This window comes from Pantoea sp. Acro-807, from assembly GCF_011752675.1.
Classification (GTDB): Bacteria; Pseudomonadota; Gammaproteobacteria; order Enterobacterales; family Enterobacteriaceae; genus Pantoea; species Pantoea eucrina.
This window is the reverse complement of sequence record NZ_VWXE01000013.1, coordinates 9937-25708: the sequence shown is the minus strand read 5'-3', so window position 1 is coordinate 25708 and position 15772 is coordinate 9937. Positions and strand designations below refer to the sequence as shown.

The following is a 15772-nucleotide window of genomic DNA, read 5'->3' as shown; positions in this document are numbered from 1 at the left end:
TACGCTTTCCTCCTCCGGAGTCAACCACTTTTTTCAGCGTTTTCTCCGGCGGGGTGAATCGCTTCACGCCCTGCTGAGCCCGTCTGCGTTGCCGCTTTGCCGTCTCAGTGGTGGCGCATTATAGGGATCCGAATTTTTTGCACAACCCCTTTTTTCGATCTTTTTTACTGAGTGGCGAGTTTCTGTTCTTTTCGCTGCGATCGCGAGCGATCCGGTTAAATTTCACCTTGTTCAGCACTGCATTTAGCTGCACGCTGGGAATAATTGATAAAGGAGAAAGATCATGTCTGTAGCCCTGCGCCCTTATAAGTACTCTTTTCCGCAAACCGGCGAGCGTGTCATGGTAGATAGCAGCAGCGTTGTTGTGGGTGATGTTCGATTAGATGATGATGTCAGTATCTGGCCGCTGGTCGCGATCCGCGGTGATGTTAATCACGTCATCATTGGTAAAAGAAGCAATATACAGGATGGCAGCGTTCTGCACGTCACGCATAAGTCAGCCACCAATCCCCAGGGATATCCTTTACTGATTGGCGAAGATGTGACGGTCGGGCATAAGGCGATGCTGCATGGCTGTACTATCGGCGATCGCGTGCTGGTCGGCATGGGCTCAATCGTACTGGACGGGGCCATTGTTGAAGAGGATGTCATGATTGGGGCGGGCAGCCTGGTCCCCCCCGGCAAGCGTCTCGTCAGCGGCTATCTCTATTTAGGTAGTCCGGTGAAACAGATTCGCCCGCTTACTGAAGCTGAAATTGCCGGCCTGCTTTACTCATCCGGCAATTACGTCAAATGGAAAGATGATTATCTGAATCAGGAGAGCCAGACCCAGCCCTGATCGCTGATCGCATCCGTCAGAATAAGCTTTTCAGCTTCCTCTTCTATATCCCAGCGATGTGCGCAGAACAGCGCCATCGCCTCTCCTTCACCAAAACGTGCATGAAGCGCGGGCTGAGAAATAGCACAGGTGATTCCCATGCCATTTACCAGAGCAGGAAAGATGACTGCCTGCTGCTGCCGATCCCAGCTTTCCCGTTCAGGAAAATGAATCGCCTGATTCATGGCTGCATGGCTCGCTTTAGTGTATCGATCACCGGCGTAATCTCCGGCATGACACCGTGCCAGAGCTGAAAAGCGTGTGCAGCCTGTCCCACCAGCATGCCCGTGCCATCCGCCACGACGTCAGCGCCCTTCTGCTGGCACCATAGAAGAAAAGGCGTCAGGCCCGGTTGGTAAAACATGTCATAGCAGCGTACCCCGCGCTCAATCAGCGTGGCAGGTAAAGGTGGGATGTCGCCTGCAACACCGCTGGAGGTGGCATTGATGATCAGATCAAAAGCGTGTGCACTGAGCCGGGCAAAGTTTACTGCCTCAATCTCTCCGCAGTGACTAAACTGTTGCGCCAGCTCTTCAGCACGGCTGGCGGTGCGGTTTACCACCACCAGCGAGCAGCCGGCGGCAAGCAGAGGCTGGATCACACCGCGCGCAGCCCCCCCTGCACCGACCAGCAGGATCCGATCGCCTGGCTGGATCATCTCCAGCCTTTGCAGATCGCTGAGCAGGCCGATCCCGTCGGTGTTATCTCCGAAAAGCGAGCCATCACTTCTCTTATGCAGCGTATTCACTGCGCCAGATAGCCTGGCGCGCTCGCTCAGCGCATCAGCCAGCGACCACGCCTGCTGTTTAAACGGCAGGGTCACGTTAGCCCCCCTCCCCGCCGCAGCGAAAAAGGCGCGCAGCGTCTGCGGAAAAGCATCCAGCGGCGCGCAGATTTGACCATAGCTGTGAGCTATACCGGTTTGCCGGGCAAATTCGCGATGAATAAAGGGGGACTTACTGTGCGCAATCGGATGGCCAAAAACGGCAAAGTGTTCCATCTGTCAGCCCTGGCGAATCAGTTCACCGCTGAGCACATCGCGGATTTCTGAAGGGTTAAGACGCCCTCCGGTGGCTGCCTGTAGCACCGGAAACGCAACGCCAAACTGCTCAGTGACTTCAGCAGCGGTGCGACAGGGCGGCATGCCGGTCAGGTTTGCGCTGGTAGAGACCAGCGGTTTGCCAAAACCACGGCATAATGCCTGAACGTCAGAGTGATTACTGACGCGGATCGCCAGTGAATTGAAACGCCCCGTCAGCCAGCGTGGTGTGCTGGATCGCGCCGGCACCACCCAGGTTACCGGACCAGGCCAGGAGGCAAACATGCGTTCGCGCTGCTCCGCTGTCAGTTGCTCATCGTCAATATAGGGCGTCAGCTGAGTATAGTCAGCGGCAATCAGGATCAATCCTTTCTCAACCGGCCGTTGTTTCAGCTGCAGCAGCGCCATTACCGCACGTTCGCTGTCAGGGTCGCAGCCAAGGCCAAATACGGCTTCGGTGGGATAAGCGATTACGCACTGCTGTTTTAGCTGCTCAATGCAAAAGTCAGCGCTTCCTGGAATAGATTGAGACTGGTTCATGATTACTCTTCTTCCGGCACAACGGGCTTGCCGCAGCGTTTACTGGCGCAGAAACGCCTGACGCCCTGTGCAGTTTTCTTTTCTATTAGTAAGGGGAACTGGCAGTGTGGACACGTACCGTCAACCGGCGTGGCGTTAATAGCAAACTGACACTCAGGATAGCGATCGCAGGCGTGAAACGTTTTGCCATAGCGCGAGCGCCGCTGTACCAGTTTACCGCTGGCACACTGCGGACAGGCAATAGTTGTCACATCAGGTTTATCAACGGCTTCCGTATAGTGGCACTCCGGATAACCGCTGCAGCTGATAAACATGCCAAACCGTCCCTGACGCAGTACTTTGTCTGCATCACACTGCGGGCAGGCATGCCCTTCCAGCACCTTGACGATATGGCCATCCGCCTGATTTTTCATCGGCCGGATATAGTCGCAGGCGGGATAGTTACTACAGCCCAGAAACGGGCCCGTTTTGCCAGAACGTATGACCAATTCTGCCCCGCACGCGGGGCAGGGTTCCTGTTTACGCACGCTAAACAGCGCTGATTTATTCATATTACCCGGGGTATTCATTACAGATTAATGCAGCATACCTTCATTGACGTCGAATAACAGTTCTTCCATTTGCTGATAGGCATTTTCGCATCCCGGAATATTAAACAGCACCATCAGCACCACCCATTTTAGATCCTGCAGATCGAACTCCAGCGTATCAAGCGCCATAACCCGTTCGATAACCATTTCCCGCGTTTCCATGTTTAGTACCTGAATCTGCTCAAGGAACAGCACGAAACCGCGACACTCTGCATCTAAACGCTGGCTCTCTTCCTCAGTGTAGATACGCATAGAGAGAGGATCGTTTGCCAGTAATACCGGTGCGACCAGCCCCTCCTGGTAATCCGCCAGCCGTTCAAGCCAGTTCAGCGCATTGTAGATATCTTCACGGTGAAAACCGGCGTCAGTTAGATCATCAGTGAGTTTATCCTGATCAACGCGCATCTCAGCTTCGTTATGAATATAGGTTTCAAACAAGTACATAAGTACGTCGAACATGGCATGCCCTCCTCAATCGGACATAGCCGCCGGGTACAGCTGCGATCCATCCTGCTAACTCCAGTTCGAGCAATTGTGCAGCGATGACTGGCACAGGTTGGCCGGCACGTTCAGCGACGACGTCAACAGGTGTAACCTCATCACCTACGTTAGCCAACGCGCTGAGAAATGGCAATGGAACATCGTCACTGAGTTGTGAATATATTGTGTCCGATTGGTTTACGGGCAGCCACTGCAGCGTAGAGTGCAAATCCTCCAGAATATTATTGGGATGAGCAACCAGCAGTGCGCCCTGCTGTATCAGCCAGTGCACGCCTTCACTGCCGGCGTTACCCAGCGCTCCGGGCAGCGCATAAACATTGCGGTTTTGCTCAAGTGCATAACGCGCCGTCACCAGCGAACCGCTTTTCAGCGACGCCTCTACCACCAGCACGCCATAGCTTAAGCCACTGATAATGCGGTTACGTCGCGGGAAGTTCACGCCATGCGGCGCACACGTCAGCGGCAGTTCAGAAATAAGCGCACCGCCGTGACTGATAATGTCGCAGGCCAGTGCCTGATGCTGCTTTGGATAGAGGCACTGTAATCCACTGCCCAGTACCGCCAGCGTCTTTCCTCCGGCAGCCAGCGCGGCACGATGCGCAATACCATCAATACCGCGCGCCAGTCCACTGGTGATAGTCAGGCCGCTTACGGCCAGCTGTTGCGTAAACCACTCCCCCCACTCTTTCCCGTAAAGTGAGCAGTTGCGGCTGCCGACCACGGCAAGCTGAGGCTGGGTAAGCGCTGCTGCATCGCCAGCGACAAACAGCGCGGTCGGGTAGCGCGCTGTCTCTTTAAGCCGCTCCGGATAACGAGCATCCGTGCAGTCAATCAGGCTATGCTGCGGCTGCTCCAGCCACGCCAGTGTGTTATCACGCTGGCGCGGGCACAGCACCAGGTAGTGCTGCCGCTGTTGTTCACTCATTCCCTGAGCGCGCAGCCACTCATCATCCACTCTGTCAGCAGCCTTTAACGCCGTCATAAAGCGGTGCGCTTTGTGGCCGCTCAGGCCCCGTACGTTTGCTGCTCTGAGCACTCTTTCCAGCTTTTCCATTTTGCCTTCCATGACCGCCGTGTCTGTGCCGTGCAATGCTGTCAATCGGGCCCTGAAAAGTCTACAATATGAACCAGTAATCTTTTCTTTAACGCATATAGATCTGGATATTTATGTCAGTTTTGCAGGTATTACATTTTCCTGACGATCGCCTTCGCAAAATTGCTGCACCGGTTGCAGCAGTTGACGCCGGGGTTCAGCGTATCGTCGATGATATGTTTGAAACGATGTATGCCGAAGAAGGCATCGGCCTGGCGGCTACACAGGTTGATATCCACCAGCGTATTATCGTTATCGATGTCTCTGAAAATCGTGACGAGCGCCTGGTGCTTATCAATCCGGAGCTGCTGGAAAAAAGTGGCGAGACCGGTATCGAGGAAGGCTGCCTTTCTATTCCGGAACAGCGTGCATTTGTGCCGCGCGCCGAGCGCGTTAAAGTTCGCGCGCTGGATCGTGACGGTAACAGCTTTGAACTGGAAACGGATGGCCTGCTGGCAATCTGTATTCAGCATGAAATTGACCATCTGGACGGCAAGCTGTTTATCGATTATCTGTCACCGCTGAAACGCCAGCGTATTAAACAGAAACTGGAAAAACTGGCTCGCCAGAATACCCGCGCATCCTGAGAGCGAACAGAAGGCTAAATTGTGTCTGCACCGTTGAAAATTATTTTTGCCGGTACACCTGACTTTGCAGCGCGTCACCTTGACGCGCTGCTTGCATCTGAGCATCAGGTAACCGGCGTCTTTACCCAGCCCGATCGTCCTGCCGGACGCGGCAACAAACTCACTCCCGGCCCGGTAAAAGTGTTAGCCGAGACGCACGGTATACCGGTTTTTCAGCCCAAATCACTCAGGCCGGAAGAGAACCAGCAGCTGGTAGCCGATCTGCAGGCAGATATCATGGTCGTCGTGGCCTATGGGCTGATTCTGCCACAGGCAGTGCTTTCGATGCCCCGTCTCGGTTGCGTGAACGTTCACGGCTCGCTGCTGCCACGCTGGCGCGGTGCCGCGCCGATTCAGCGTGCGCTCTGGGCTGGCGATAGCGAAACCGGTGTGACCATTATGCAGATGGATGCAGGCCTCGACACAGGCGATATGCTGCTCAAACTCAACTGCCCGATTGGTCCGGACGATACCAGCGCTTCGCTTTACAATCGCCTGGCTGAACTGGGACCGCAGGGCCTGCTGCAAACGCTAACTATGCTGGCGACCAACCGTGCACAGCCTGAGGTACAGGATAACGCTCTGGCGACCTACGCTGAAAAGCTCAGCAAAGAGGAAGCCCGGCTGGACTGGACGCTGCCGGCGGCGCAGCTGGAGCGCTGCATCCGTGCCTTTAATCCCTGGCCGGTAAGCTATTTTCTTATCGATGATCAACCGGTAAAAGTCTGGCAGGCAACGGTGTTACCGCATCAGGATAAACAGCCGGGCGAAATCCTGCACGCCGATAAGCAGGGCATTCAGATCGCAACCGCGGATGGTGTCTTAAACCTGTTATCCCTGCAGCCAGCTGGCAAAAAACCTATGTCAGCCCAGGACCTGCTCAACTCACGTCGCGAATGGTTCACTCCCGGAACCGTTCTGGCCTGATCCTGTTGCCCGGTACGCGCCGGGCCCAACTGCCTGATGAAATACTATGAAAAAAGCGACTAACCTGCGCAGCCTGGCGGCGCAACTGATCGAACGTGTGGTGGATAAAGGCGAATCGCTCAGCGCTATCCTTCCTGCCGCGCAAAAAACCGTGGCGGACAAAGATGGCGCCCTGCTGCAGGAGTTGTGCTTTGGTGTGACGCGCACATTACCTCAGCTGGAAGCGCTGATCGGCAAGCTGATGGAGCGCCCGTTAACCGGTAAACAGCGCGTGCTGCACTACCTGATTATGGTCGGCCTTTATCAGCTGCTTTATACGCGTATCCCGCCGCATGCCGCGCTGGCGGAAACTGTTGCCGGCGCAGAAGTCCTTAAGCGGGCTAACCTGAAAGGGCTGCTGAATGGCGTGTTACGCCAGTTTCAGCGTCAGCAGGAGAGCCTGCTGGCAGAAGTGGATCAGGCACCGCAACGCTATCTGCATCCTGGCTGGTTACTGAAACGTCTTCAGCACGCCTGGCCGCAGCAGTGGCAGGCGATCACCGAGGCCAACAATCAGCGTCCGCCAATGTGGTTGCGCGTCAATCGCCAGCATCATACGCGTGATGCCTGGCTGGCATTGCTGAATCAGGCGGACAAAAATGGCATCTGCGGCGATGCGCCGGATGCTGTACGTCTGGAATCACCAGCGCCTGTAAGCCAGCTGCCGGGTTTTGAGCAGGGATGGGTTACGGTTCAGGATCTCTCCGCGCAGCGTTGTGCTCTGCTGCTCGAACCTCAGCCAGGCGAACATATACTGGATCTCTGTGCAGCGCCGGGCGGTAAAACCACACATATTCTGGAAGTGGCCCCACAGGCCAGTGTGATGGCAGTTGATATTGATGAGCAGCGCCTGAGCCGCGTGCGGGAAAACCTGCTGCGCCTGAACATGACTGCAGAAGTGCGTCAGGGCGATGGCCGTACGCCTGCCGCCTGGTGTAACGATCTGACATTTGACCGTATCCTGCTTGATGCGCCCTGTTCTGCAACCGGCGTGATACGTCGCCATCCTGATATCAAATGGCTGCGCCGCGATCGGGATATTGCGGAGCTGGCAGCACTGCAGCGTGAAATCCTTAATGCCATCTGGCCACGTCTGAAATCAGGCGGCACGCTGCTGTATGCGACCTGTTCAGTATTGCCGGAAGAGAACCATGAGCAAATCCGCACGTTTCTTGCCGACCATGATGATGCCATCGCGGTGCCGCTGCCGCAGGGGGATGAATATGGCTGGCAGGTATTCCCGCACGCTGACGGCGGTGACGGCTTTTTCTACGCTAAGCTGATAAAAAAATAGTGCGGCGCACGCTAATGAGAGCAACAGAGCGATGAAAATTATTATCCTCGGAGCCGGTCAGGTTGGCGGTACGCTGGCAGAGAATCTGGTGGGTGAAAACAATGACATCACCGTGGTAGACAGCGACCCTTCACGTTTACGCGTGTTGCAGGACAAATTTGACCTGCGCGTTGTCCACGGCCACGGTTCTCATCCGCGTGTCCTGCGTGAAGCGGGCGCAGAAGATGCCGATATGCTGGTTGCCGTAACCAGTTCGGACGAAACCAATATGATCGCCTGTCAGATAGCTTACTCGCTGTTTAATACGCCAAACCGTATTGCGCGTATTCGTGCAGCGGACTATCTGCGCGATGGCGATAAATTATTTACGCCGGAAGCGGTGCCGATTGACCACTTAATCTCTCCTGAACAGCTGGTTATCGACAATATCTATCGTCTTATCCAGTATCCTGGCGCACTTCAGGTGGTCAATTTTGCGGAAGGGAAAGTAAGCCTTGCCGTGGTTAAAGCCTATTATGGCGGCCCGCTGGTCGGCAATCCGCTCTCTATCATGCGTGAGCATATGCCACACATCGATACGCGGGTTGCGGCTATTTTTCGTCAGGATCGCCCTATTCGTCCGCAGGGGTCAACCATTGTTGAAGCGGGTGATGAAGTGTTCTTCATTGCTGCCAGTCAGCACATTCGCGCCGTAATGAGCGAGATGCAGCGGCTGGAAAAGCCTTACAAACGCATCATGCTGGTAGGCGGGGGCAACATCGGTTTTGGTCTTGCGCAGCGGCTGGAAAAACATTACAGCGTTAAACTTATCGAGCGTAATCAGCAGCGCGCCGCTGAACTGGCAGAAAACCTGCAGGACACCATCGTATTTTATGGTGACGCCTCCGATCAGGAGCTGCTGGCTGAAGAGCATGTGGATCAGGTTGATCTTTTTATTGCCGTGACCAATGACGATGAAGCCAACATTATGTCAGCCATGCTGGCTAAAAAGATGGGGGCGAAAAAAGTCATGGTGCTGATACAGCGTCGCGCCTATGTTGACCTGGTGCAGGGCAGCGTAATAGACATCGCCATCTCACCACAGCAGGCCACTATTTCTGCCCTGCTGAGCCACGTACGCAAGGCGGATATTGTGGGCGTTTCGTCACTGCGCCGCGGCATTGCAGAAGCCATTGAAGCGATTGCACATGGCGACGAGAGCACGTCACGCGTGGTTGGCCGGCAGATTGAAAATATTAAATTGCCGCCCGGCACGCTGATTGGCGCCATCGTGCGCGGTGATGAGGTGATTATTGCTAATGCAAACGTCAGAATCGAACAGGGTGATCATGTGATCATGTTTCTGACAGACAAAAAATTTGTTCCGGATGTAGAGCGACTGTTTCAGCCCAGCCCGTTTTTCCTCTGATAATCGCTGGACTGCCTCTCCCTTCGCGGCCTCGCTTTAATGCGCTGCAATAATGGAAAATGCGCTAAGGTTTGTTAGACTTTATCGATTGGCTTAGGCAAGGGAGATAACCATGAGTTTATTCAAAGAGTTTCGCGATTTCGCCATGCGTGGCAACGTAGTGGACCTGGCAGTCGGTGTCGTGATCGGTGCTGCGTTTGGTAAAATTGTTTCATCATTAGTGGCGAATATCATCATGCCTCCGCTGGGCCTGCTGATTGGCGGCGTAGACTTTAAACAGTTCAGATGGGTGCTGAAACCGGCAGAGGGTGATGTTCCTGCTGTGGTGATGGAGTATGGTAATTTTATCCAGACCGTATTTGATTTTGTCATTATTGCATTCGCGATTTTCATGGCGATTAAAGTAATGAACAAACTCTATACCAAAAAAGAAGTAGAGAAGCCGGCACCGAAGCCTTCCAGCGAAGAAGTACTGCTCACGGAAATCCGTGATTTGCTGAAGCAGCAGAATACAAAGATCTGATAAAAAAGCCGCCTGACTCAGGCGGCTTTTTTTATGCCATAGCAGAAGGCCAGTGATAAACAGTGTTGCTTATCGCTGGCCTCCCGCTGCTGTCCCTTTGCATGCTTCTCTTTACGACGATAGCTGCCCTTACCTTTCTGGTTACGCTCGATCCGCTGACGATAAAGCGGGTCATGCAGTAACGCCTCCAGCGCATTATCATTGATGATCCCTTTGCGATGCTGATAGTGACTCATACCTTTCTCCTGTTGAATTTCGGGGTAACTTTACTCTTTCTGTATGGCGTTGCAATCTTTACCGCAGCAGGCTTCTGGCTGCGGATAGTTGCCTGTCTCCAGCGCTTCAAGAATAGAACAGCAGGCGGAGCTGTGTTGCTCGCCACAGCAGGTTTGCGCCAGCCGCTGCAGTGAGCGCTGAATGATCTGCAGTTCAGCGATAACATGATCAACCTCTTCCAGCCTGTTGGCCACGATCGCTTTTGACTCCTGACAGGTGTGATGATCGGGTTCGATCCTGATAGACAGCAATCCCCGGATCGCTTCCAGAGTGAAGCCAAGCTGACGTCCGAAGCGGATGAACCGCAGACGTTGCAGATCTTTATCGCTGTAAAGTCGAAAGCCGCCCCCGGTGCGCATCCTGTGCTCCATCAGCTGCTGCTTTTCATAGAAGCGAATGGTGTCCGGTGTAACTTCCGCAAGCCGGGCCAGTTGACCAATGCGATACACGTTATTCACCCTGCTTAAAACGTTGAGAAATATCGGAGCGATAACGGCTGTATAAAAACTCGGTGCTCAGACCAGCCTGCTGCAGTTTATTTTCGAGGAGGATGAGGCGCCGGGATATTTCAGCGTGAGAAGGTTCCTCTGCATCAAGCGTCTGCAACAGCTTGTGCAGTTCAAGCGCCTCTTTCCGGGCTTCAAGCTCAGGCGGAAGATAGCCGGCATTCTTTAACAGACGATACGCGGTACGCAGTTCAGGGGGAACTGCGCTGTCATCATCCAGCTGTAACGGCGCACCCTCACCAGGAAGGTTGCTTAGTTCACCTTTTGCCTGAGCTTCACGAATGTGCTGTTCCGCCAGTTGATCGATTAACCACATAGCGCTCTCCTGTCGATATCTGTCAATGACTCAGGAAATCATAGCGGATGACAAATTTCAGGCAATAAAAAACCCGCCGGAGCGGGTTTTCTACGATACTGCAGATTACTCTGCAGCAGCTTCTGCTTGAGCTTCTGGACGATCAACCAGCTCGATGTAAGCCATCGGAGCGTTGTCACCAGCACGGAAGCCACACTTCAGAATACGAGTGTAACCACCGGCACGGCTCGCGAAACGCGGGCCCAGCTCGTTAAACAGTTTTGCCACGATCTCGTTATCACGAGTGCGGGCGAATGCCAGACGACGATTAGCTACGCTGTCGGTCTTGGCAAGAGTAATCAGCGGCTCAACTACGCGACGCAGTTCTTTGGCTTTCGGCAGAGTCGTTTTAATGATCTCATGACGAACCAGAGAACCAGCCATGTTGCGGAACATAGCCTGACGATGGCTGCTGTTGCGGTTCAGTTGACGACCACTCTTACGATGGCGCATGACCTTATCCTTCTCAGTGAAACCTTAACCTGTGATCGGGTTATTCATCAGCGATGCTTGCTGGTGGCCAGTTTTCCAGGCGCATGCCCAGAGACAGACCACGTGAAGCGAGCACATCTTTAATCTCAGTAAGAGATTTTTTACCGAGGTTAGGCGTTTTAAGCAGCTCAACCTCAGTACGCTGTACCAGATCACCGATGTAGTGGATAGCTTCTGCCTTAAGGCAGTTAGCAGAGCGGACAGTCAATTCCAGATCGTCAACAGGGCGCAGCAGGATCGGATCGAATTCTGGTTTCTCTTCTTTCACTTCCGGCTGACGTACGTCACGTAAATCAACGAAAGCTTCCAGTTGTTCTGCCAGGATGGTGGCCGCACGACGAATCGCCTCTTCAGGATCGATTGTGCCGTTGGTTTCCATTTCGATGACCAGCTTGTCCAGGTCGGTGCGCTGCTCTACACGCGCTGCTTCAACATTGTAGGCGATACGGTCTACAGGGCTGTAGCAAGCGTCGACCAGCAGGCGGCCGATTGGGCGCTCATCTTCTTCCGAATGAATTCGGGCAGACGCCGGCACATAACCACGACCACGCTGAACTTTGATACGCATGCTAATAGATGCGTTTTCATCGGTCAGATGGCAGATCACATGCTGCGGCTTGACGATTTCGACATCACCATCATGGGTGATGTCGGCTGCAGTCACAGGGCCAATGCCAGATTTATTCAAAGTAAGGATGACTTCATCTTTACCCTGAACTCTTACCGCCAGCCCTTTCAGGTTGAGCAGGATTTCCAGGATATCTTCCTGAACGCCCTCTTTGGTGGAGTACTCGTGCAGCACGCCATCAATTTCAACCTCGGTCACCGCGCAACCCGGCATGGAAGAAAGCAGAATACGGCGCAGTGCGTTACCAAGAGTATGGCCAAAGCCACGCTCTAATGGTTCAAGGGTCACCTTGGCGTGCGTCGAACTCACTTGCTCGATATCTACCAGGCGCGGTTTTAGAAACTCTGTCACAGAACCCTGCATTGTGTCCTCTCTTTGGTACTAAGCTTTACTTAGAGTAAAGCTCGACGATCAGGTGTTCGTTAATGTCCGCAGACAGATCAGTACGCTCAGGCATACGCTTGAACACACCTTCCATCTTGGTCGCATCAACTTCCAGCCAGGTTGGCTTTTCACGCTGCTCAGCCAGCTCCAGAGCGGCCTTCACGCGAGATTGCTTTTTGGCTTTCTCACGGATGCTTACGACATCATTCGGAGATACCTGATAAGAAGCGATGTTAACAACGCGGCCATTTACCAGAATAGATTTGTGGCTAACCAGCTGACGTGCTTCTGCACGAGTGGCGCCAAAGCCCATACGGTAAACTACGTTATCCAGACGACCTTCCAGCAGAGCTAACAGGTTTTCACCGGTGTTGCCTTTCAGACGTGCTGCTTCTTTATAGTAGTTACGGAACTGACGCTCCAGCACGCCGTACATACGACGAACTTTCTGCTTTTCACGTAACTGACCGCCGTAATCAGACAGACGCGGTTTACGCGCACCATGCTGACCAGGGGCTTGTTCAATTTTGCACTTGGAATCAATCGCGCGAACGCCAGACTTAAGGAATAAGTCGGTACCCTCGCGACGGCTCAGCTTGAGCTTAGGACCCAAATATCTTGCCATTTTCTTTCTCCAACTAACCTAAAAAACGGGGCGTTATACGCGACGTTTTTTCGGCGGACGACAACCGTTGTGAGGGATCGGAGTCACATCAGTAATATTCGTGATGCGGAAACCAGCAGCGTTCAGAGCACGAATCGTAGATTCGCGGCCTGGACCTGGACCCTTAACCATAACTTCCAGGTTCTTAATACCGTAATCTTTTACCGCTTCTGCACAGCGCTCTGCAGCGACCTGAGCAGCGAATGGAGTAGATTTACGTGAACCGCGGAAACCGGAACCACCGGCGGTTGCCCAACCCAGCGCGTTACCCTGACGATCGGTAATGGTTACGATGGTGTTGTTAAAAGACGCATGGACATGAGCCACGCCATCTGAGACTTGTTTTCTTACACGCTTACGTGCACGAACTGGTGCCTTTGCCATTATTTACTCACCCCGATTATTTCTTGATCGGTTTACGCGGACCCTTACGGGTACGTGCGTTGGTCTTAGTACGCTGACCGCGAACCGGCAGACCACGACGATGGCGTAAACCACGGTAGCAACCAAGGTCCATAAGACGCTTGATGCTCAGGGTGATTTCACGGCGCAGATCACCTTCAACAACGAATTTACCAACTGCTTCACGCAGCTGATCAATCTGTTCTTCAGACAGCTCACTGATCTTAACATTTTCAGCAATGCCCGTTTCAACGCAGATAGCTTTGGAACGAGTTTTGCCGATACCGAAGATCGAAGTTAATGCGATAACGGTATGTTTATGATCAGGAATGTTAATGCCTGCTATACGGGCCACTATGCACTCCTATAATTAAATAAATGCGAACCATGCTGAAAAGCCCGTTTTCAGGATACTCAAATGGAAACGCATCGACATACAAAAGATTGGCTGGCTAATCTAGCCAGCTCAACCCGACTTTGCAAGAAAAATATGTGACTTAATCAGCCCTGGCGCTGTTTATGCTTAGGCTCGGCGCTGCAGATCACACGTACGACACCGTCGCGACGAATGATTTTGCAGTTACGACATAATTTCTTGACGGAAGCACGAACTTTCATTTTTACTCTCCGTAACTTCTCAAGCTACTGAATTAACGGCCATAGCCTTTCAGGTTAGCTTTTTTCAATGCAGACTCATACTGACTAGACATCATCAGAGTTTGCACTTGAGCCATAAAGTCCATGATGACGACCACTACAATCAGCAGTGAAGTACCGCCGAAGTAGAAGGGAACCTTCATGGCATCACGCATGAACTCCGGGATCAGGCAGATAAAAGTAATATACAGCGCACCGATTAAGGTGAGTCGTGTCATAACTTTATCGATATACTTCGCCGTTTGCTCTCCCGGACGAATTCCCGGTACGAATGCACCAGACTTCTTCAGGTTATCTGCTGTTTCACGCGGGTTAAACACCAACGCCGTATAGAAGAAACAGAAGAAGATGATTGCAGTCGCATAGAGTAGCACATAAAGCGGCTGTCCTGGCTGCAAATACAGCGAAATTGTTGTCAGCCAGTTCCAACCACTACCGCTCCCGAACCAGGATGCTATCGTTGCCGGGAACAGAATAATGCTGGAAGCGAAGATAGCTGGAATGACACCTGCCATATTCACTTTCAACGGTAAATGTGTGCTCTGTGCAGCATATACACGACGCCCCTGCTGACGCTTAGCGTAGTTGACCACGATACGACGCTGGCCACGCTCAACGAAAATAACAAAGAACGTCACTGCAAATACAAGAACTGCAACCAACAGCAACAGAAGAAAGTGCAGGTCGCCTTGCCGCGCTTGCTCGATGGTATGGCCAATGGCCGGCGGAAGACCCGCAACAATACCTGCGAAGATAATGATTGAGATACCGTTACCGATACCTCGTTCAGTAATCTGTTCGCCCAGCCACATCAGGAACATTGTCCCGGTAACCAGACTCACAACAGCGGTAAAGTAGAATGCGAAGCCCGGATTTAACACCAGGCCCTGCATTCCTGGCATATTCGGCAGACCGGTAGCGATACCGATCGACTGAAATATGGCCAAAACCAGGGTGCCATAGCGGGTGTACTGGCTAATCTTACGACGGCCAGCCTCACCCTCTTTCTTAATCTCTGCCAGGGCGGGATGAACCACCGTCAGCAGCTGGATAATAATAGAGGCCGAAATATACGGCATAATACCCAGCGCGAAGATTGAGGCACGACTGAGAGCACCACCAGAGAACATGTTGAACATTTCAATGATGGTGCCACGCTGTTGCTCAAGCAGTTTGGCAAGTACAGTGGCATCGATACCGGGGATTGGAATAAAAGAGCCAATGCGGAAGACAATCAGTGCACCGATTACAAACAATAGTCTGCGCTTCAGTTCACCAAAGCCCCCTTTGGCGCTTTGAAAATCTAATCCCGGTTGCTTTGCCATCTGCTACTTATTCCTCGATTTTACCGCCAGCAGCTTCGATTGCAGCACGAGCACCTTTGGTGACACGCAGTCCACGAATCGTTACCGGTGTAGTAACTTCACCAGACAGAATCACTTTCGCGAATTCAATCTGAACACCGATGATGTTGGCTGCTTTCAGCGTGTTCAGGTCAACAATACCGCCTTCCACTTTCGCCAGATCAGACAGACGAACTTCAGTCGTCACGAATGATTTGCGTGAAGTGAAGCCGAACTTCGGCAGACGACGGTACAGAGGCATCTGACCACCCTCGAAACCACGACGTACGCCACCGCCAGAACGTGAGTTCTGACCTTTGTGACCACGACCGCCGGTTTTGCCGAGGCCAGAACCGATACCACGACCCAGACGCTTGGAAGCGTGTTTAGACCCTTCGGCCGGAGACAGAGTGTTTAAACGCATCTCTTACTCCTCCACTTTCAGCATGTAGGAAATCGCGTTGACCATACCGCGTACAGCAGGCGTGTCTTCACGCTCAACGGTGTGACCAATACGACGCAGACCCAGGCCAATCAGAGTGGCTTTGTGCTTAGGCAGGCGGCCGATTGAACTGCGGGTTTGTGTAATTTTAATAGTCTTAGCCATC

24 protein-coding genes are annotated in these 15772 nt (G+C 53.0%); 6 read left to right on the top strand and 18 right to left on the bottom strand.

Going from position 1 to position 15772, the window contains the following annotated elements:
• The first annotated feature begins 283 nt into the window (after window positions 1-283).
• Window positions 284-838, top strand: coding sequence for a gamma carbonic anhydrase family protein (locus tag F3J39_RS18570; protein ID WP_039380747.1), 555 nt, complete (start codon window positions 284-286; stop codon window positions 836-838).
• Here the strand turns inward: F3J39_RS18570 and F3J39_RS18565 are convergent.
• Genes F3J39_RS18565 through dprA form a run of 6 tightly spaced genes read right to left on the bottom strand, consistent with a single transcriptional unit; the run spans window position 814 to window position 4601 of the window.
• On the bottom strand, window positions 814-1062 hold the full coding sequence (locus tag F3J39_RS18565) for a DUF1488 domain-containing protein (protein ID WP_071668691.1): 249 nt from the start codon (window positions 1060-1062) through the stop codon (window positions 814-816). The two genes, F3J39_RS18570 and F3J39_RS18565, sit on opposite strands and share 25 nt — an antisense overlap.
• A complete protein-coding gene (gene aroE, locus F3J39_RS18560; protein ID WP_166714580.1) occupies window positions 1059-1877 on the bottom strand; it encodes a shikimate dehydrogenase in 819 nt (272 codons plus the stop codon). The genes F3J39_RS18565 and aroE overlap by 4 nt, the downstream gene beginning before the upstream one ends.
• 3 nt (window positions 1878-1880) lie before the next feature.
• Window positions 1881-2456 carry an L-threonylcarbamoyladenylate synthase type 1 TsaC gene (tsaC, locus tag F3J39_RS18555; RefSeq protein WP_039380753.1) on the bottom strand — a complete coding sequence of 192 codons (576 nt, stop codon included), beginning with the start codon at window positions 2454-2456 and terminating at the stop codon, window positions 1881-1883.
• Window positions 2457-2458: 2 nt separating this feature from the next.
• Window positions 2459-3007 carry a type I DNA topoisomerase gene (locus tag F3J39_RS18550; protein WP_166714579.1) on the bottom strand — a complete coding sequence of 183 codons (549 nt, stop codon included), beginning with the start codon at window positions 3005-3007 and terminating at the stop codon, window positions 2459-2461.
• A 24-nt stretch (window positions 3008-3031) separates the two neighbouring features.
• On the bottom strand, window positions 3032-3505 hold the full coding sequence (gene smg / locus F3J39_RS18545) for a DUF494 family protein Smg (protein WP_039380755.1): 474 nt from the start codon (window positions 3503-3505) through the stop codon (window positions 3032-3034).
• Window positions 3477-4601, bottom strand: a complete 1125-nt coding sequence (gene dprA, locus F3J39_RS18540; RefSeq protein WP_039385656.1) for a DNA-protecting protein DprA — start codon at window positions 4599-4601, stop codon at window positions 3477-3479. The genes smg and dprA overlap by 29 nt, the downstream gene beginning before the upstream one ends.
• A gap of 113 nt (window positions 4602-4714) precedes the next feature.
• Between dprA and def the strand changes: the two genes are divergently transcribed.
• The 5 genes from def (at window position 4715) to mscL (ending at window position 9457) form a co-directional block, all read left to right on the top strand.
• Window positions 4715-5227: a peptide deformylase gene (gene def / locus F3J39_RS18535; RefSeq protein WP_039380757.1), complete on the top strand. Its 513-nt coding sequence runs from the start codon at window positions 4715-4717 to the stop codon at window positions 5225-5227.
• A 21-nt stretch (window positions 5228-5248) separates the two neighbouring features.
• Window positions 5249-6193: a methionyl-tRNA formyltransferase gene (fmt, locus tag F3J39_RS18530; RefSeq protein WP_104086156.1), complete on the top strand. Its 945-nt coding sequence runs from the start codon at window positions 5249-5251 to the stop codon at window positions 6191-6193.
• Between the two features lie 46 nt (window positions 6194-6239).
• Window positions 6240-7526 carry a 16S rRNA (cytosine(967)-C(5))-methyltransferase RsmB gene (rsmB, locus tag F3J39_RS18525; protein WP_039380762.1) on the top strand — a complete coding sequence of 429 codons (1287 nt, stop codon included), beginning with the start codon at window positions 6240-6242 and terminating at the stop codon, window positions 7524-7526.
• Between the two features lie 31 nt (window positions 7527-7557).
• On the top strand, window positions 7558-8934 hold the full coding sequence (gene trkA / locus F3J39_RS18520; protein ID WP_039380765.1) for a Trk system potassium transporter TrkA: 1377 nt from the start codon (window positions 7558-7560) through the stop codon (window positions 8932-8934).
• 112 nt (window positions 8935-9046) lie between these two features.
• A complete protein-coding gene (mscL, locus tag F3J39_RS18515) occupies window positions 9047-9457 on the top strand; it encodes a large-conductance mechanosensitive channel protein MscL (RefSeq protein ID WP_039380768.1) in 411 nt (136 codons plus the stop codon).
• Window positions 9458-9474: 17 nt separating this feature from the next.
• On the opposite strand, the gene F3J39_RS18510 is transcribed toward mscL, so the two are convergent.
• The 12 genes from F3J39_RS18510 to rpmD all read right to left on the bottom strand — a co-directional run bounded on the left by F3J39_RS18510 (window position 9475) and on the right by rpmD (window position 15771).
• Window positions 9475-9693 (bottom strand): alternative ribosome-rescue factor A, encoded by a 219-nt coding sequence (locus F3J39_RS18510; RefSeq protein ID WP_039380772.1) that lies wholly within the window; start codon window positions 9691-9693, stop codon window positions 9475-9477.
• A 30-nt stretch (window positions 9694-9723) separates the two neighbouring features.
• On the bottom strand, window positions 9724-10182 hold the full coding sequence (zntR, locus tag F3J39_RS18505; RefSeq protein WP_166714578.1) for a Zn(2+)-responsive transcriptional regulator: 459 nt from the start codon (window positions 10180-10182) through the stop codon (window positions 9724-9726).
• A gap of 1 nt (window position 10183) precedes the next feature.
• Window positions 10184-10555, bottom strand: a complete 372-nt coding sequence (locus F3J39_RS18500; RefSeq protein ID WP_166714577.1) for a DUF1992 domain-containing protein — start codon at window positions 10553-10555, stop codon at window positions 10184-10186.
• Between the two features lie 105 nt (window positions 10556-10660).
• The gene (gene rplQ, locus F3J39_RS18495; protein ID WP_003850180.1) at window positions 10661-11047 is read right to left on the bottom strand and encodes a 50S ribosomal protein L17; all 387 of its coding nucleotides are present in this window, start codon (window positions 11045-11047) and stop codon (window positions 10661-10663) included.
• 40 nt (window positions 11048-11087) lie between these two features.
• A complete protein-coding gene (gene rpoA, locus F3J39_RS18490) occupies window positions 11088-12077 on the bottom strand; it encodes a DNA-directed RNA polymerase subunit alpha (RefSeq protein WP_007891688.1) in 990 nt (329 codons plus the stop codon).
• 25 nt (window positions 12078-12102) lie between these two features.
• A complete protein-coding gene (gene rpsD, locus F3J39_RS18485; protein ID WP_039380782.1) occupies window positions 12103-12723 on the bottom strand; it encodes a 30S ribosomal protein S4 in 621 nt (206 codons plus the stop codon).
• Window positions 12724-12756: 33 nt separating this feature from the next.
• The gene (gene rpsK / locus F3J39_RS18480) at window positions 12757-13146 is read right to left on the bottom strand and encodes a 30S ribosomal protein S11 (RefSeq protein ID WP_004160563.1); all 390 of its coding nucleotides are present in this window, start codon (window positions 13144-13146) and stop codon (window positions 12757-12759) included.
• A gap of 16 nt (window positions 13147-13162) precedes the next feature.
• Window positions 13163-13519, bottom strand: coding sequence for a 30S ribosomal protein S13 (rpsM, locus tag F3J39_RS18475; RefSeq protein WP_039380785.1), 357 nt, complete (start codon window positions 13517-13519; stop codon window positions 13163-13165).
• Between the two features lie 146 nt (window positions 13520-13665).
• Entirely contained in the window at window positions 13666-13782 is a 117-nt protein-coding gene (gene rpmJ / locus F3J39_RS18470) for a 50S ribosomal protein L36 (RefSeq protein ID WP_004160566.1), read from the bottom strand.
• A 32-nt stretch (window positions 13783-13814) separates the two neighbouring features.
• The gene (gene secY / locus F3J39_RS18465; RefSeq protein ID WP_039380787.1) at window positions 13815-15146 is read right to left on the bottom strand and encodes a preprotein translocase subunit SecY; all 1332 of its coding nucleotides are present in this window, start codon (window positions 15144-15146) and stop codon (window positions 13815-13817) included.
• Between the two features lie 7 nt (window positions 15147-15153).
• A complete protein-coding gene (rplO, locus tag F3J39_RS18460) occupies window positions 15154-15588 on the bottom strand; it encodes a 50S ribosomal protein L15 (protein ID WP_039380790.1) in 435 nt (144 codons plus the stop codon).
• Window positions 15589-15591: 3 nt separating this feature from the next.
• Complete coding sequence (gene rpmD / locus F3J39_RS18455; RefSeq protein WP_039380794.1) at window positions 15592-15771, bottom strand: 50S ribosomal protein L30; 180 nt, start codon at window positions 15769-15771, stop codon at window positions 15592-15594.
• Between the last annotated feature and the right edge of the window lies 1 nt (window position 15772).